The sequence below is a fragment of the Chelativorans sp. YIM 93263 genome (genome assembly GCF_028767125.1).
GTDB lineage: Bacteria > Pseudomonadota > Alphaproteobacteria > Rhizobiales > Rhizobiaceae > Chelativorans.
In genome coordinates, this window is sequence record NZ_JAKCWP010000001.1 from 312,743 (window position 1) to 328,957 (window position 16,215).

Below are 16,215 nucleotides of genomic sequence, written 5' to 3' on the forward strand. Positions count from 1 at the left end.
TCGATATCGCTGTAGCGATCCAGCACCTGTACAACGATCTCCGAATCCACCAGCTGCAGGACGATCAAGCTGCCCTTGCGGCAGGCTCAGCCCGCGTATCGTCACCGCGCCGAGGGACTCAGGGAGCAGGGTTGATGAAAGCTCAAAGGAGCGCTGCGCGAAAATTCGGCGGAAGGACAATCAGCTTCGCCTTCCACAGAAATTCGGCTATGGGTTGATCCGCCGCATTGCCAGCATAGGCGGCAGGCGCTACGGACCGCGGCAATAAAGATCGACGGATTTCGGAAGACCCATGCGCATTGAAGCTATTTCCATAGGCGACAATCCACCAGAAGACGTAAACGTCATCGTTGAAGTGCCGGTCGGTGGACAGCCGATCAAGTACGAAATGGATAAGGAAGCCGGCACGCTCGTTGTCGACCGGTTTCTCTACACCCCGATGACCTATCCCGGGAATTACGGCTTCGTGCCGCATACGCTGTCCGACGACGGCGATCCGATCGACGTGCTGATATGCAACACACGCCAGCTGATTCCCGGCTGCGTTATCAATGTGCGCCCCATCGGCGTTCTCGTCATGGAGGATAATTCCGGCCAGGACGAAAAGATCATTGCCGTCCCGTCGCCGGGGCTTACCCGACGCTACGAGAGCGTGCACAATTATTCCGATCTGCCGGAGATTACGCTTCAGCAGATCCAGCACTTCTTCGAGCACTACAAGGATCTCGAGCCCGGCAAATGGGTAAAGATCGGTGATTGGATGGATGCAGGGGCAGCCCGCCGTCTGATCACCGAGGCGATCGATCGGGCCAAGAAAAAGGCTTAGCGGCGACTATCCGGGATAGGAAGGCGGCCGTAGCTAGGCTGCAGCCATCCCGGATATATGGCAACCGCGTACTTGCAGCCACGCATCATAGACCTCCCCCTACGGATCTACGACAGCGGCGATTTTCCGTGAAATCTCAGATTGATCGCCCGCTATCGAAACGGTCTTGAAACGTGAGGTCGTGCCGCCGGTGACATTCACGGCGTTTTTGGCAAGCCGGAACGTTTTGGAAAGCAGTTTTTCGAGGGCCCGGTTTGCTTTTCCGTTCTCCGGCGCCGCGCGGACCCGCACTTTGAGATAATGGCGCCCGTCACCCGCCTCGAACATCCCGTCGATGGCGTCCGCGGACGAGCCGGGCGTCACGCGGACGAAGATCTGCAGGTGCTCTTTGGTATGACGTAGCCATCCTGCGCTTCGGCTATCCATTTATCGCACGGCGCTGCCGCCCTACCGGTGACCGACAAAAGTCTGCACCACATAGTATCTGCCATTCGCCGATGCAATACCGAAGCCGAACTCCTCGTAACGCGCCTCCAGGATGTTCTGGCGATGCCCCGCACTCCGCATCCAGCTCTGCTGGAACAGCCGGAGCTGTTCGGATGGCGACGCACAATTGCGGCAGGACGCAATGTTTTCGCCGATGATGCGCCAGTCCCTGCCGCCTTGTGCCCGGTAACGGGCCTGCGCGTCCTGCCCCTCGGGTGAGTGGTGGCTGTAAAAGCCGCGCCGCGCCATATCCTCCGCATGCGCCTGGGCAGCGGCATTGAGCCGCGCAGAAGGTTGCAGGGCAGCAAGCCCTTCTCCCCGGCGCTGTTGGTTGACCATGGCCAACGCTTCCGCGCGCAGCGCGGAAACATTGACGATTTCACTCAATGTATGATCGGCGGTCGGCCGCGTAGCGCAACCGGCCAGCAGAACACTCACCAGGAGCAGGCAAGCCGCCGCGAACCATCGTCGAGAGAGTATACGATCGCCAGTCATGCACCAGCCGTTAGCAAGCAAATGTGGCGGCTACCAGACGGCCGCAACTGTCCACAGGCTCGTTACAGTTGCAACAGGCATTCAAAGATAGTCAGCGCCCTGTCGCGACGGTAAGCCGTAGCTGTAAAGCTAATCCCGTTTGGGCTTTTCCACACCGCGCGGCTCGCCCGTGCGCTTGGTCTGCCGCGCAAGCGCATCGGCCTGCGCTTCGGTCCCATAGGGCGAAGCCTGCCCCACGCCGACATCGCCGGCGTCGGCCACGCGACCAGCACCGCCCTCGGCGATCTCCTCGTCCACGTCGGCTGCCGGTGTCGTCTCTAAGTCTTTCCAGACTTCCTTGGGATCGGAGAGGTCCTGCGCGTCGGGCTGTGCCTTCATGCGCTCGTGAACCCTCTCTGTGCCGCTGGCTTTACGAAGATCCGTTTCGACTTTCACATGCTGGCGTTCGTTCTTGTCTGCCATGACCGACTCCTGTCCAAAACGGGTCAATCACAAGGCCCTGGCATACGTTCCCATATGAGATACAAGGCGACAACAAAGTGCGCCGCGCAAGTCAACACACCGTGTGGAAACGCTCCACGGAGGTGGCGAGTACTTCATCGCCCGGCTTCTTCCACCAGTTTTCCTTGGAAAAGATCTCCACTTCCTGGGCGCCGTGGAAGCCGGCCGCCTCCACCATGCGGCGGATTTCCGGCAGGTCAATGACGCCGTCACCCATCATGCCGCGGTCGAGCAGGAGGTCGGCGGTGGGCACCAGCCAATCGCAGATGTGGTGCGCGAGAATGGCCCCCATCTGGCCGGCCCGCGCGATCTGCGTGGCAAGCTCCGGGTCCCACCAGACATGATAGACGTCGACGGCCACACCGACGCCTTCGCCGAGCTCCACGCACAGGTCCAGCGCCTGCGAAAGCGTGTTCACGCAGGCCCGGTCCGCCGCATACATCGGGTGCAGCGGCTCGATGGCAAGCGGCATCTTGTTTTCCCGCGCATAGGGAAGGATGGCGGCGATGCCGTCAGCGACCTGCTTGCGTGCTTCCGGCATGTTCTTCGAAGATCCCGGCAACCCGCCGACCACGAGCACCAGGCAATCGGCGTTGAGCGCCACCGCCTCATCAATGGCACGCTTGTTGTCGTCGATGTTCGCCTGGAAGCCTGCTTTGTCCTCGGCGGGAAACATGCCGCCCCGGCAAAGCCCTGTCACCTGCAGCTTGTTCGTCTCGACGATGCGGGCGGCTTCCTTCAGCCCGATCGCCTCCACCTGGTCACGCCAGGGAGCGATGGCGGTGATGCCGTGACGCAGACAGCCGTCGACAGCCTCGGCAAAGCCCCAGCTGCCGCGCGTTGTGGCAAGATTGATCGAAAGACGGCCTTCAAGGCTCATGGCGCGGCTCCTCCCTGTAACTATTATGGTTCCTGTTATCCTGAAATTACTATGCCAATGGCTGCATGGCCGACCATTCCGGCTCCACCGCCGAACCGAGGCCCACGGCACCGGCAAGCGTGCCGAGCGACAGACGGCCTCCGTGGATGTTGAGCCGCGTGCGGCCGTCCGCCTCGCGATAAAGATCGCCGTGCGCGGCGAGATAGCTTGTGGCCTCGACTTCCGGCGCGCCAGCCATGCCGTCGACGAAGTGGTGGCCGTTGCGCTCGATGTGTTCGGCGCCGATCAGGCCGGCCAGCGCGAGGTCCTGCTGGATGCCGATGCCGGCCTGCGTGGTGAGGTCTTCCGCCGACATGAAATATGCCTCGGAGCCGGCCTCCGCGTTCCATTTCGCCATGCGGGCGCGATTGAGCAGTGCGCGGTAGAAGCCCTTGCAGGATTTCGAGGATATACCGGTGTAGCCGAGGCCCTTCGCGGTCACGAACGATCCGATGTCGGCGTCGGACTCGTCAACCTCCACGGCGATGCGCGCAGCAAGCTTCGTGACGGGGGAGGCGAGTGCCGTGGCACGGGCGATGGGCTGTTCGAGGAAGAGCAAGCGCTCGCGCAGCCGGGCCAGCTTCGGTTCGGCCTCAACGGCGTCGAGCAGCGCCAGAACGTGCGCCTCGTCTTCATATTGCTCATTGCCGTCCAGGGTCGCCCGGTAGTCGGGCAGGAGGCGGTCGAGCACGGCGGCGATGCGGGTGAGGCGGGCGACGTCGGCCATCACGTCCCCGGAGATCTTCAGCTTGAAATAGCGGTGGCCGTAGGCGGCGACAACCTCTTCAAGCGTCTCCGGCAGGCCGTCGTTGAGGTGTCTGGCAAGGTCGCCGGCTTCCAGCGCATCGCCGAGACCGACCGTGTGGCGGACCTCGATGGTATCCGGCACGGACAGGTCGGCAAAAAAGGCGTCGAGGTCAAAGCCAGCGAGGTCCGGAGCCGTTCGGGCGTCGATGCCGAGGCTGTTGTCGTTCACAAGTTTCTGCGCGGACACTCCCCGGAGCCGGCCGAGCGCGTCGATGACGGCGCGGTCGACAAGCGCCAGGCCGAAGGAGGCGATGAGGCCGTTGAGGCCGGCGCGCTCGCATGCCGCGTGATGGGCAGGTTCCACCGCCGCATGCAACCCGAAGGCCGTGTCAGCGCCAGCGGTCAGCATGACATTCTTGGCGAGCCGCAGGGAGGTTCTGAGCTGATCCGTGTTCTCGTCCGGCGAAAGCTCCGGAGACTTATCGAACCACTTCGGCATCATCATTTCCGCCGACCAGCCCACAGCCTCGCGCCCCGCCTCGTCCTTGATGCGCACGCGCAGGAACGCCTGGGCCGCCGACGTCACCTCGGCTGCGCCGAAACGGAAGGCGAAGCGGAAGGGCACGGGCCGCTCGAAGGCGTCGGCCGCGATCAGGCGTATGCGGGGCGTGCTAGTCACGGGCATTGGCTCACTTGTCCGGAGAGCGGCGTGGGGGCCGTCACAGTTACTCGCGGATGCGCCGACGCCATGGTCCGACTTCCCCTATTGCTGCGCAACGCCGTGCACGGCCATCACCTGGCGCATGCGGTCCGTGGCAAGCTCGGGATCGATCAACACACGCGCCTGGTCGGCGAGCCGGAAGAGCTCGGCCAGATGCAGTGTCGAGCGCGTCGATTCCTGACCGCCGATCATGGTGAAATGGTCCTGCAGGCCGTTGAGATAGGCGAGGAAGACGACGCCCGTTTTATAAAAGCGCGTCGGCGCCTTGAAGATGTGTCGCGAGAGCGGAACGGTCGGATCGAGCAGATCGAAGAACTTCTTCTCCTCGCCGGCGCCGAGCGCGGCAAGTGCGGTGGAGGCCGCCGGCGCGATGGCGTCGAAGATGCCGAGAAGCGCGTCCGAATGACCCTCCACATCGCCGGCGATCAGTTCCGCGTAGTTGAAGTCGTCGCCCGTATACATGCGCACGCCCGCGGGCAGACGGCGGCGCATGGTGATTTCCTTTTCTTTCGACAGAAGCGAGATCTTGATGCCGTCCACCTTGTCCGCATGGGCGGCGATCACACCGAGCGCCACTTCCATCGCCGCCATGTGGTCTGGAGCGCCCCAGTAGCCCTCGAGCGCTGGATCGAACATCTCGCCCAACCAGTGGATGATAACCGGCTCCTTCACTTGACCGAGGATACGGTCATAGACGCGGGCATAGTCGTCCGGGCTCTTTGCCGCGGCGGCGAGCGCCCGGCTCGCCATCAGGATGATGCGCCCGCCGTGAGCCTCGATCGCTTCGATCTGCTCTTCGTAAGCGGCGATGATGCGGTCAATGGTCACCTCGGGACCGGGGGCGAGATGATCGGTGCCGGCACCGCAGGCGATCAGCGCGCCGGGGCAGCCCTTGGCCTCCTTCAAGGCGCGCTCGATCAGCTCGCGCGCCTCGGGCCAGCCAAGGCCCATGCCGCGCTGGGCGGTGTCCATGGCTTCCGCCACCCCGAAGCCGAGATCCCACAGGTGATGGCGGAAGGCCATCGTCCTTTCCCAGTCGATGGCGGGGGCAAGCCACGGGTCATTGTCGGCCAGCGGATCAGCCACCACGTGGGCGGCGGCGTAGGCGATTCGGTTGAAACCGGAGGCGCCGCGCTTGGCGGTCTCGGCCGGGGCGTTCTCAAGCGCGTAAGGCGAGATGGTTCGGTCAGGGTTGGGGAGATTGAGCATGAGGGCTCCTAGAACTGTGTCTGTGCAACCGCGTTTGACTGAACGGGACAGAAGGCGCGGCAGGCGCCTCATTTCCGAACATGCCGTCCGTTCCTCAGAACTCCAGCTCCGGCACGTCGAGCCAACGGCGCTCGGCCCACGACTTCAGACCCAGCTCGGCGAGTTGCACGCCCTTGGCACCGGCCTCGAGGCCATAGGGCCAAGGAGCGTCCTCGGACACGTGGCGCAGGAACTGTTCCCACTGCACCTTGAAGCCGTTGTCGGCAGGCCAGTTGTCCGGCACTTCCTCCCAGTCGTCGAAGAAGTTCATGGTCTGCGGCTGGTCCGGGTTCCACACGGGCTTCGGCGTATTGACACGGTGCTGCGTCCAGCACTTGTGGAGACCGGCAACGGCCGAGCCGTGCGTGCCGTCGACCTGGAAGGTCACGAGGTCATCGCGGCGTACGCGCACCGCCCAGCTCGAATTGATGTGGGCAACAATGCCGCCTTCGAGCTCGAAGGTGGCATAGGCAGCATCGTCGGCGTCGGCCTCGTAGGGCTTGCCCTGCTCGTCCACGCGCTCGGGGATGTGGGTCGCGCCCAGGCAGGAGACCGCCTTGACCGGCGCGAAGGTGTTGTCGAGCACGTAGCGCCAGTGGCACAGCATGTCGATGATGATGCCGCCGCCATCGCCCTTACGGTAATTCCAGGAGGGGCGCTGCGCGGGTTGCCAGTCGCCTTCGAAGACCCAGTAGCCGAACTCGCCGCGCACTGAGAGAATCTTGCCAAAGAAGCCTGAGTCGCGGAGCATCTTCAGCTTCATGAGACCGGGCAGGAACAGCTTGTCCTGCACCACACCGTGCTTCAGCCCGGAAGCACGGGCCTTCTTGGCGATATCGACGGCGACGTCGAGTTCGTCGGAGGTCGGCTTTTCGCAATAGACGTTCTTACCGGCGGCGAGAGCCTTCTCCAGGAGGCCGGCGCGGATCTTGGTGGCGCCTGCGTCGAAGAATATCTCGTCGTCTTTATTGGCGAGAGCCGCATCAAGGTCGTCGGAATACCGCTCCACGCCGTGCCTCTTCGCAATCGCCTCCACCTTTTCCAGATTGCGGCCGACCAAGATCGGGTCCACCTGAAGCGTGTCACCGTTGGAAAGCGCGAGGCCGCCCTGGTCGCGGATGGCCAGAATGGAGCGTACGAGGTGCTGATTATAGCCCATCCGCCCGGTGATACCGTGCATGATGATGCCAATGCGCCTTTGGGGCATATGTCCTCCCAAGACCGAAACGTTGTTGTAACTATCCAGTTACTTACAACCCGCCATTCGTCTCGTCAAGAAGCCATCGTAAAAAAGCGCGGGCAGTGTGCGTAGCCGACGCATGGGAACTAACCAGTTACTTACTTCTTGACAGCGCGCGCAAGTGACTCCACAGTTTCGAGCCGACGCCAGGTCGAAAAATAGGCCGCGGCGTATTCGAACACCACATAGGGAGGAGACCATGGGTCTTATAACCAAGGCCACGTTTGCAGTGGCCGCATCAGCTTTCGCCCTGTCCGCCGCGCCATCCATCGCACAGGAATGGGAGCCTGACCGCCCCATCAACATCATCGTGCCCTGGGGTGCGGGAGGCTCCACCGATCAGGTGACTCGCGTCACGGTTCCGATCATCTCGGAAGCGCTCGGACAGTCGGTGGTGGTCGTGAATCAGCCCGGCGCTTCCGGCGCTGTCGGAACGCAGGAGGTGCTGAATGCACCGAAGGACGGCTACACCTGGACGGCCAACGCGATCGCCAACAACGCCACCTACCACGTTTCGGGGCTGGTGGAGGATACCAACATCGATGATTGGCACATCTATCTCTCTGTTGCCAACGTGCCGGTGGTTTCCGTACCCGCCGACAGCGAATTCGAGGATTTCGGGCAGCTGCTCGAGGCTTTCCAGGAGCGCGGTGAGGAAATCACCGTCGGCACGGCCGGAGTGACCTCTTCCGGCGGCACGGCGATTGCCGGGCTCGCCCAGGAGGGTGATTTTGAATACCGCATGGTGACCTATGACGGCGGCGGGCCGGCCGCGATCGCCACGGCCTCCGGTGAAGCCATGGTGACCACTCAGTTGGCGGTCGAGCAGGCAGAGCTTATTCGCGGCGGCCGGCTGCGCGCGCTTGCGGTAATCAGCGATGAGCCGCTGACGATCGAGGGAGCCGACCCGATCCCGCCGATCACCGAATGGCTGCCGGACATGCCGATTGCACCGGATTATTTCGGCATCTTCATTCCGCGCGGCGTTCCCGATGAGGTCGTGGCGACCATGGACCGCATCTGGGAAGAAAAGGTGATGAACTCGGACGCGCTGCGCGAATATGCCGAGACGAACGGCGCGGTCTTTGCCCCTTCTTATGGCGAAGAAGCGCGCGAACGGGCGATGCCGATCGTTATCGAAGAGGCCTGCTCGGCGGAAGAGCGCGGCACCATGGTCAACGAACCTTCGACCATCGGGATCGATTGCGAAACGATGAGCGAGATGTAAGAAGCATCCGCGCTGCCATCGAAGAATGCCGGCACCTCGGGTGCCGGCATTCTCCACCGGAGGACAGTAAACACCATGAGTGAGCATTCGGCGGATTCAAATGTCGAGCGCCGGCGCATGAACCGCGCCGATCTCGCTACCGGTTGCGTTCTCACGATCCTTGGGCTGGCCATCGTCTACTTTTCCTGGTCGATGCCCCGATTGGAAGTCCGCGGCATTCACCCGGCCACTGTGCCCGGCCTGGTCCCCGGGCTCCTTGGCCTGGCACTCGCCATCTGCGGAGCCGTACTCGGCATCAAGGCCTGGCGCGAAGGACGCCAGGAAGAGGGCTGGCGGGATTTTCTGCATATCTTTTACACGGCCGAGATAGGACGGGTTCTCGTCGCGGCGGGACTTGCCCTGGTCTATTCGCTCGTGCTGGTGGGTCTCATGCCTTTCTGGCTCGCCACCACCGTATTCCTCTTCTTTTTTATTCTCGCATTCGAGACGTGGCTGTCCTCCGCGCCGAAGCCGCTTCTCCGCTCCGCGTTCTGGGCACTCGTCCAGGCGGTGATCGTCGGCATCGTCGTCACGCTCGTTTTCGAATACGGCTTCCTCGTCCGCTTGCCCTGAGAGATACCTGTCGATGTTTGAAGGCCTTTGGCTCCTTGGTTCCGGCATTGCGCATTTCCTGACATGGGAAGCGCTGTTCAACATTGCGTGGGCGAGCCTGCTCGGTATCGTTGTCGGTGCGCTGCCCGGCCTGACGGCGACCATGGGGGTGGCTCTGCTCGTCACGCTGACCTACAAGATGCCCCCCGACCAGGCGATCCTTTGCCTGATGGCGCTTTATGTTGGGTCGATATATGGCGGCAGCCGCTCGGCCATTTTGCTCGCCATTCCGGGAACGCCGGCGAGTGCTGCCACCACACTGGACGGCTTTCCATTAGCACGCGCCGGCAAAGCCGGTATGGCCATGGGCATTGCCACGACATCCTCCGCGCTGGGGACGCTGGTCGGCATTGTTTTCCTCGCCCTGATCGCACCCTGGCTGGCTGAATTCGCGCTCCGTTTCGGCTCTTATGAATTCTTCTGGTTGGCACTTTTCGGTGTCCTCATTTCGGGGCGGCTGACCTCTATCGACAACCCGCTGAAGGGCTACATCGCCGGCATCCTGGGGCTTTTAGCCGCTATGATCGGCATGGAGAGCCTGCATGCATATCAGCGCTTCACCTTTGGAATCTCGGGCTTGGGCGGCGGTATAGACCTGATCCCCGCCATGGTCGGTGCGTTCGGCTTTGCCGAAATTCTGGTTGTCATGAAGCAGCGCGTCACACCTACGCTCGTCACGAGTAACGACCGGGTTCTGCCGCGTTTGGCGGACATCACGCGCTATTGGCGTACAACGCTGCGCTCCGGCTTCGTCGGCACGATTGCCGGTATCATTCCGGGTGTTGGCGAGGATATCGGCTCCTGGGCCTCCTATGCGGCCGCGCGGCGCAAGAGCAAGGAAGCCGATCAGTTCGGCAAGGGCTCCGTCGAGGGGCTGGTGGCCGCCGAGACGGGAAATTCCGCCGTCATCCCCGGCGCCATGATCCCGACGCTCACCCTGGCGCTGCCCGGCTCGGCCGCGGCGGCCGTGCTGATCGCCGCCATGTTCATCCACGGTATTCGGCCCGGCCCCATGCTGATGCAGGAAAACCCTGAGTTCCTTTATCAGATCGTCGGCATCCTGCTTCTTTCAACCGTCGCTATCACGATCTTCGGCCTTTCCCTCACCAAGCTGCTCGTCCGCGTGCTTCTGGTCCCCCGCGAAAAGCTGATGCCGGTCGTCTATGTGCTGTGCGTCGTCGGCTCCTTCGCCATCACCCAACGCATGTTCGACGTCTATGTGATGATCGCCTTCGGGCTCATCGGCTTCGTGCTGAGGCAAATGCGCTATCCTATGGCGCCGCTGGTGCTGGGCATCATCCTCGGCGAGCTTTTGGACATCAACCTGCGCCGCGGCCTGCACATTACCGATGGCGACGTTTCGCCCTTCTTCACCCGGCCGATCAGCGCCGTGCTGTGCACGGTGATCGTGCTGACCCTTGTCATGAGTCTGCCAACGGTAAACCGTCGTGTCACAAACCTCTTCAAGCGCCTCGACCCGCAAAGCCGCACAGGCTGAAGCGGCCGGCGGCAGCCGGGCCAATCGCACGCGCGACCCGGTTCGCACGCGTGCGGCCATTCTGGCGGCCGGACGTGCGGAGTTCGCCGAGAGGGGGCTTGAAGGCGCGCGGATCGATGCCATTGCCAACCGGGCGTCGATCAACAAGCGCATGCTCTATCACTACTTCGGAGGCAAGGACGCGCTTTATTGCGCGGTGCTGGCGGAAGCCTATCGGGAGATACGTGAGGGCGAGCGAGCCCTGCAGCTCGACCAGTACGAGCCGGTCGAAGCGGTCGAACGGCTCGTACGCTTTACCTTCCGGCATTTTCTGGAATGCCCGTGGTTTATCGCCCTCCTGACAAACGAAAACCTGCTCAAGGCGCGCTATCTGCGCACACTCCCCGAAATGCACGGCCTGCACTCGCCCTTGGTCGGTCAGCTTCGCAAGCTGATACACCGTGGCGGCGAAGCCGGAGTCTTCCGCCCCGGCGTCGATCCCGTGCAGCTCTACATCTCCATCGCCGCGCTCGGCTATTTCTACGTCTCCAACAACGCAACGCTGTCGGTGATCTTCGAGACGGATCTGTCTGAAAGCCAACAGATCGCCACCCGCGAAGCGCATGCGGTCGAGATGGTCCTCAATTTCCTGAAGTTCAGGTCCTGACGGTTGCCAGCACCGTGTTGACCACGTGCTCCTCCCATTCCTTGAGACGTGCGGGATTGGTGAGGTCCCGATCAAAAATGGCGGAAAGCGTGTAGCGGTTCGATAGATAGAAATAACCGAGCGCGGCGATGGTTATGTACACATTGACCGGATCGATGCCGGGCCGGAAGACTCCTTCTTCCCGACCACGCCTCAGGACGTCAGCGAGTTCGGTCACGAAGTGCGAATGCATTTCCGTGAGCTTGCGGGAGCCCTTCAGGTGTTCGGCTTTAAACAGGTTTTCCGTGTTCAGCAGGCTGATGAACTCCGGATGCTCCAGGAAATAGCGCCAGGTGAAGCGCGACAGTTCCGAAAGCGCCTCCTCCGGCGTTTTATGCGTGAGGTCCAGCTCGCGTTCGGCCGAGCGGATCGCGGCATAGGTTTCCTCAAGCACGGCGATGTAAAGCCCGCTCTTGTCCCCGAAATAGTGATAAAGCATGCGCTTGTTGGTGCCGGCGCGCGCGGCGATCGTGTCCACGCGCGCGCCGCCTATGCCCTTTTCGGCGAATTCCGCTGTCGCTGCCTGGAGGATTGCCGCCTGCGTCCGCTCCGGATCTCGGATAGCTTTCCGCCGCTCTCGACGCGGCGGTTTTTCGGTGATCTCGGATGCCAACAAATATCTCCCGCTACCTCCGATGAGTGACGCCTTATAGACGACATACTACCCTCGCCACAATCTCGGCGGCGGGTTTCGTTTTTCGCTCTTGAGATGCGAACTTTCTCTGGCGGCGGACGTTTGGCGGGAAGCACGGGCGATGCCCCGTCAAACCGGAAAGCACAAAGGGTGCAATCATGACCGCGACAGGCCTAGACGTCCTGGACAAGACGGTCCAGACCACGAATATCTGGCTCAACGAGATAATGGCCGACCATGGCGACGACCGCCAGGTCGCCTGGCATATCCTGGGCGCCGTTCTGCACGCCCTGCGCGACCGTCTGCCGGCGGATTTGTCCGCTCATCTCGGCGCCGAATTACCCCTGCTGATCCGTGGCCTGTACTACGATCAGTATGAACCGTCGAAGCAACCCGACGTCACGCGCACGCTGGATGCATTCCTCGAGCGTGTGAAAGAGGGACTGACATCGACAAGGCCGGTCGACTCCGTCGAAGCGACGCGTAGCGTTTTTCACGTCATTGCGCATCGTATAGACCTCGGGCAATCTGCCAAGGTGCGAGACGCACTGCCCAAGGACATCCAGGCGCTTTGGCCGGAAAGCGTTGGTGTTTGAGCCATGGTCGGCAGCACGGCCAGCGAGCGCGCGCGGGCGCGCCACGCCGACGAGGCGGCCAGCTGGATTCGGGACCGCTGCGAGCCGTTACCGCCGCTGGAGAAGAGCGATCAGTTCGGCGCGATGTGCGACCGCTTTGCCGACGCGCGCGTCGTTTTGCTCGGCGAGGCCACCCATGGCAGCGCGGAATTTTATCGTGCCCGCGCGGCGATCACACGGCGGCTTGTTGAAAAGCACGGGTTCAATATAGTCGCTGTGGAGGCCGATTGGCCCGACGCCGCCCGAGTTGACCGCTATGTTCGCCATCGCCCGGCCGGACAGTATGATGAGGAGACCTTCGCCCGGTTTCCCACATGGATGTGGCGCAATCGGGAGTTCGCCGACTTCATAGAATGGCTCCGGAATCATAACGCTGACCGGCGGAGGGAAGACAGGACCGAGTTTCGTGGGCTCGACGTTTACTCGCTCGGAACCTCGATCGCCGCAGTGGTCGATTATCTCGACAGGGTCGATCCCGAGGCCGCCGCGAGGGCGCGGGAACGGTACGGCTGCCTCACTCCATGGCAGAACGAGCCGGAGTATTATGGCCACGCAATGCTGCGGGGCGGGCGCGACACGTGCGAGGACGAGGTCGCCGCACAACTCAAAGAGTTGCTCGACAAGCGGCTGGATGTGGCAGCCGAGAGCGAAGATTATTTCGATGCAGCGCAGAATGCACGCATCGTGCGCGCGGCGGAGCACTACTACCGCATCATGTACCAGGGTTCGACGGAATCCTGGAACCTGCGCGACCGGCATATGTTTGATACGCTGCAGACGCTGATCGCGGCGCGTGGCGAGAAGGCCAAGGCGGTGGTCTGGGCTCATAATTCCCATGTCGGCAACGCCGCCGCCACGGCGATGGGCTGGCAGGGCGAGTTCAATATCGGCGAACTCTGCCGCACCGCGTATGGCGACAGTGCTGTCCTAATCGGCTTCGGAACGGACCGCGGCACGGTCGCCGCTGCTGACGATTGGGGCGGATCAATGCGCATCAAGGCAGTCAACCCGTCACGCCCGGACTCATACGAACACCTTTTCCGGCAATCCGGAATTTCGATGTCACTGTCCGATTTGCGCATCCCGGCTAACCGGGAGCTGCGGGATGCCCTCGGCGAGCCACGCCTGGAACGGGCCATCGGTGTTATCTACCGGCCGGAATCCGAGTTCTACAGCCACTACTTCCAGGCTGTCCTGCCGGATCAGTTCGATGCCTACATTTGGTTTGATGAGACTAGTGCGGTGACACCGCTTCCAACGGAGCGGCCAGATGGTGTTGCCGAAACCTACCCCTTTGGAGTGTAGCGGTGTCACACACCGGCCAGCGATGCCAAAGAGATCCGCATAGAGCCCGAAGGCCTGAAAGGGTTCTTGGAAGTGCCTCCAGGCGCCTGCGGGCTGATCATTTTTGCCCATGGCAGCGGCAGCGGACGCCTGAGCCCACGCAATAATCGCGTTGCCGCCGAGTTCCGGCACGCAGGCCTCGCAACGCTTCTGCTCGATCTGCTTACACCTGATGAGGAGGCGGACCGGCGCAACGTGTTCGATATTCCATTCTTGGCCTCGCGTCTGGAGCAGGCGACCGCGTGGGCGCTCGACTACACGGAGTCAAAAGACCTCCCCCAAGGCTATTTCGGCGCCAGCACGGGCGCGGGTGCGGCTCTGATGGCCGCCGCCAGCCCCCACTCACCCGTGGTCGCAATCGTCTCGCGCGGCGGCCGTCCCGATCTCGCATCCGGCGCCCTGCCCTTGGTCCGGGCACCGACCCTGCTTCTTGTCGGCGGTCTCGACGACGCGGTGATCGATCTGAACCGACAGGCCTATGAAGCGTTGCTATGTGACAAGCATCTCGTCATGATCGAAGGTGCAGGACATTTGTTCGAGGAACCGGGCAAGCTGGATGAAGTAGTCCGACATGCGGCAAACTGGTTTCTGGATTACATGACACAGGAGCCGAAAGCGGGATAGCCACGATGTTTGGTACCCGGACCGAGTTCAAGAACCGAACGGACGCCGGCGAGCGTCTCGCGCGCGAACTCGAACACTTTAGTGACGTGAACCCCGTTGTGCTGGCGTTGCCGCGCGGCGGCGTGCCCGTCGCCTTCGAGGTGGCCAAGGCGCTGAAGGCACCTCTCGACGTTCTGATGGTGCGCAAGCTCGGCGCGCCGAACCATCCCGAATACGGCATCGGCGCCGTGGTGGATGGAAGCGACCCACAGGTGGTGCTCAACGAAGAGGCCATGCAAATAGTCAGGCCACCGCGTGAATACGTCGAGGCCGAGAAGGAGCGGCAACTCGCCGAGATCGAGCGGCGCCGGGCGGAATATCTGGCCGGGCGTAGGCCAATACCGCTTGCCGGGCGCACCGCGATTGTCGTGGATGACGGAATAGCAACGGGAGGAACGATTCGTGTTGCACTGAACGCGCTGCGCCGGGCGAAGGCGGCCTCGATTGCGCTCGCCGTTCCCGTGGCACCGCGGGAAGTCCTCGACATTCTCCACGAAGATGCCGACGAGGTGATATGCCTCAGCGCGCCGGTCGACTTTCGCGCAGTGGGCCTCCATTACGAGGACTTCGGCCAGACGAGTGACGCGGAAGTCGTGCGGTTGCTGGGTGCTGCCAGCGAATGGCTCCAGCCGTAGAATTTCATAGCCGAGCAGAGGATAAAGCGATGCCCTTAACGCTCATGAGTCCCGCGTTCGCCGATCGCGACCCTATCCCGGAAAAACATACAAGAGATGGTGAGAACATCTCACCACCCCTCAAGTGGACCGGCGTACCGGAAGGTACCCGCAGCTTTGTTCTCATCGTTGAAGATCCGGATGCGCCGAGCGGGACGTTCCGTCATTGGGGGCTTTTCAACATTCCGCCGGATCGCGACAATCTGCCCGAGAGTGTGGAGACCGGGCCGGACAAGGCGACTCTGCATATTTGTGGAAACGACTTCGGCAACACCTATTATGACGGCCCGGAGCCACCGGCGGGACACGGGCCTCACCGCTATTATTTCCGCCTTGCTGCGTTGGACGTGCCGGATATCAACCTGCCATCGGTGGCCGGTATTGCCGAGCTGTGGCGGGAAGTGGAAAAACACAAGCTCGACGAGGCCACGCTCATTGGGGTCTATGAACGTTAAGCGCTGGGACCTCGAAAGGTGCCGGGCAAAGCTGATTCGCCCGGCTCAATCCCAGACGAAGGCGACCTTCTTCAGCGCCTTGCTGTCGAACACTTCAACACCTTCCGCGGCATCACGGCCACCGGCGCCCTCGTAGAAGGAAATCGCGCCGATATTCTCCTCCAGGGCCCAGACCACCAGGCCCTGGAAGCCATGGGCGACCAGCATCTCCCGCGCCGCTTCGAAGAGGCGCCGCCCGAGACCTATACCCTGGTATTCCGGACTGAGATAAAGCTCGTAGATTTCACCGTTCTGCTTGAGTTCGGACGCGCGGTTGCGCCCGAGCGTGGCATAGCCGGCGATCTCTCCCCCGATCTCCATGACGAGAACAGTGGCCGAGCGGCGAATCGCATTGGCCCACCAGCGCGGCCCACGCCGGCCGATCATCGCATTGAGCGGCCTGTGCGGAATAATACCCGCATATGCGCCGCGCCAAGCGCGATCGTGGACGGTGGCAATAGCATCCGCATCCTGCGGATCGGCTCTTCTGATATCGATCGAAAGGGTTTTCATAGTGGGTTAACCA

19 protein-coding genes are annotated in these 16,215 nt (G+C 62.3%); 10 read left to right on the forward strand and 9 right to left on the reverse strand.

The window, feature by feature from the left end:
- Positions 1-292 precede the first annotated feature (292 nt).
- Positions 293-826 (forward strand): inorganic diphosphatase, encoded by a 534-nt coding sequence (gene ppa / locus LY631_RS01480; protein ID WP_274423333.1) that lies wholly within the window; start codon positions 293-295, stop codon positions 824-826.
- A 99-nt stretch (positions 827-925) separates the two neighbouring features.
- Here ppa and LY631_RS01485 read toward each other — a convergent pair whose 3' ends face one another.
- The 7 genes from LY631_RS01485 to LY631_RS01515 form a co-directional block, all read right to left on the reverse strand.
- Positions 926-1,252: a DUF167 family protein gene (locus tag LY631_RS01485; protein ID WP_274423334.1), complete on the reverse strand. Its 327-nt coding sequence runs from the start codon at positions 1,250-1,252 to the stop codon at positions 926-928.
- A gap of 21 nt (positions 1,253-1,273) precedes the next feature.
- Positions 1,274-1,807, reverse strand: a complete 534-nt coding sequence (locus tag LY631_RS01490) for a CAP domain-containing protein (RefSeq protein WP_274423335.1) — start codon at positions 1,805-1,807, stop codon at positions 1,274-1,276.
- Positions 1,808-1,936: 129 nt separating this feature from the next.
- Positions 1,937-2,269 carry a hypothetical protein gene (locus tag LY631_RS01495; protein ID WP_274423336.1) on the reverse strand — a complete coding sequence of 111 codons (333 nt, stop codon included), beginning with the start codon at positions 2,267-2,269 and terminating at the stop codon, positions 1,937-1,939.
- 91 nt (positions 2,270-2,360) lie between these two features.
- The gene (locus LY631_RS01500; RefSeq protein ID WP_274423337.1) at positions 2,361-3,188 is read right to left on the reverse strand and encodes a sugar phosphate isomerase/epimerase family protein; all 828 of its coding nucleotides are present in this window, start codon (positions 3,186-3,188) and stop codon (positions 2,361-2,363) included.
- A gap of 49 nt (positions 3,189-3,237) precedes the next feature.
- Entirely contained in the window at positions 3,238-4,653 is a 1,416-nt protein-coding gene (locus LY631_RS01505) for an enolase C-terminal domain-like protein (RefSeq protein ID WP_274423338.1), read from the reverse strand.
- Positions 4,654-4,737: 84 nt separating this feature from the next.
- Positions 4,738-5,904: a dihydrodipicolinate synthase family protein gene (locus LY631_RS01510; protein WP_274423339.1), complete on the reverse strand. Its 1,167-nt coding sequence runs from the start codon at positions 5,902-5,904 to the stop codon at positions 4,738-4,740.
- A gap of 94 nt (positions 5,905-5,998) precedes the next feature.
- Positions 5,999-7,150 (reverse strand): Gfo/Idh/MocA family protein, encoded by a 1,152-nt coding sequence (locus LY631_RS01515; protein WP_274423340.1) that lies wholly within the window; start codon positions 7,148-7,150, stop codon positions 5,999-6,001.
- 232 nt (positions 7,151-7,382) lie between these two features.
- Between LY631_RS01515 and LY631_RS01520 the strand changes: the two genes are divergently transcribed.
- From LY631_RS01520 to LY631_RS01535, 4 genes are all read left to right on the forward strand, one after another.
- Complete coding sequence (locus LY631_RS01520; RefSeq protein ID WP_274423341.1) at positions 7,383-8,411, forward strand: tripartite tricarboxylate transporter substrate binding protein; 1,029 nt, start codon at positions 7,383-7,385, stop codon at positions 8,409-8,411.
- A 75-nt stretch (positions 8,412-8,486) separates the two neighbouring features.
- Positions 8,487-9,023, forward strand: a complete 537-nt coding sequence (locus tag LY631_RS01525; protein ID WP_274423342.1) for a tripartite tricarboxylate transporter TctB family protein — start codon at positions 8,487-8,489, stop codon at positions 9,021-9,023.
- Between the two features lie 13 nt (positions 9,024-9,036).
- A complete protein-coding gene (locus LY631_RS01530) occupies positions 9,037-10,560 on the forward strand; it encodes a tripartite tricarboxylate transporter permease (RefSeq protein ID WP_274423343.1) in 1,524 nt (507 codons plus the stop codon).
- A complete protein-coding gene (locus LY631_RS01535; protein ID WP_274423344.1) occupies positions 10,511-11,206 on the forward strand; it encodes a TetR/AcrR family transcriptional regulator in 696 nt (231 codons plus the stop codon). The genes LY631_RS01530 and LY631_RS01535 overlap by 50 nt, the downstream gene beginning before the upstream one ends.
- Here LY631_RS01535 and LY631_RS01540 read toward each other — a convergent pair.
- Positions 11,196-11,858 carry a TetR/AcrR family transcriptional regulator gene (locus tag LY631_RS01540; RefSeq protein WP_274423345.1) on the reverse strand — a complete coding sequence of 221 codons (663 nt, stop codon included), beginning with the start codon at positions 11,856-11,858 and terminating at the stop codon, positions 11,196-11,198. The two genes, LY631_RS01535 and LY631_RS01540, sit on opposite strands and share 11 nt — an antisense overlap.
- 179 nt (positions 11,859-12,037) lie before the next feature.
- On the opposite strand from LY631_RS01540, the gene LY631_RS01545 reads away from it, so the two are divergent.
- The 5 genes from LY631_RS01545 (at position 12,038) to LY631_RS01565 (ending at position 15,650) form a co-directional block, all read left to right on the forward strand.
- Entirely contained in the window at positions 12,038-12,475 is a 438-nt protein-coding gene (locus LY631_RS01545) for a DUF2267 domain-containing protein (protein WP_274423346.1), read from the forward strand.
- A gap of 3 nt (positions 12,476-12,478) precedes the next feature.
- Positions 12,479-13,819 carry an erythromycin esterase family protein gene (locus LY631_RS01550; protein WP_274423347.1) on the forward strand — a complete coding sequence of 447 codons (1,341 nt, stop codon included), beginning with the start codon at positions 12,479-12,481 and terminating at the stop codon, positions 13,817-13,819.
- Between the two features lie 72 nt (positions 13,820-13,891).
- Complete coding sequence (locus LY631_RS01555; protein ID WP_338000414.1) at positions 13,892-14,482, forward strand: dienelactone hydrolase family protein; 591 nt, start codon at positions 13,892-13,894, stop codon at positions 14,480-14,482.
- A 5-nt stretch (positions 14,483-14,487) separates the two neighbouring features.
- On the forward strand, positions 14,488-15,156 hold the full coding sequence (locus LY631_RS01560) for a phosphoribosyltransferase (RefSeq protein WP_274423349.1): 669 nt from the start codon (positions 14,488-14,490) through the stop codon (positions 15,154-15,156).
- Positions 15,157-15,185: 29 nt separating this feature from the next.
- Positions 15,186-15,650, forward strand: a complete 465-nt coding sequence (locus LY631_RS01565; RefSeq protein ID WP_274423350.1) for a YbhB/YbcL family Raf kinase inhibitor-like protein — start codon at positions 15,186-15,188, stop codon at positions 15,648-15,650.
- Between the two features lie 45 nt (positions 15,651-15,695).
- On the opposite strand, the gene LY631_RS01570 is transcribed toward LY631_RS01565, so the two are convergent.
- On the reverse strand, positions 15,696-16,202 hold the full coding sequence (locus LY631_RS01570; RefSeq protein ID WP_274423351.1) for a GNAT family N-acetyltransferase: 507 nt from the start codon (positions 16,200-16,202) through the stop codon (positions 15,696-15,698).
- Positions 16,203-16,215: the final 13 nt, after the last annotated feature.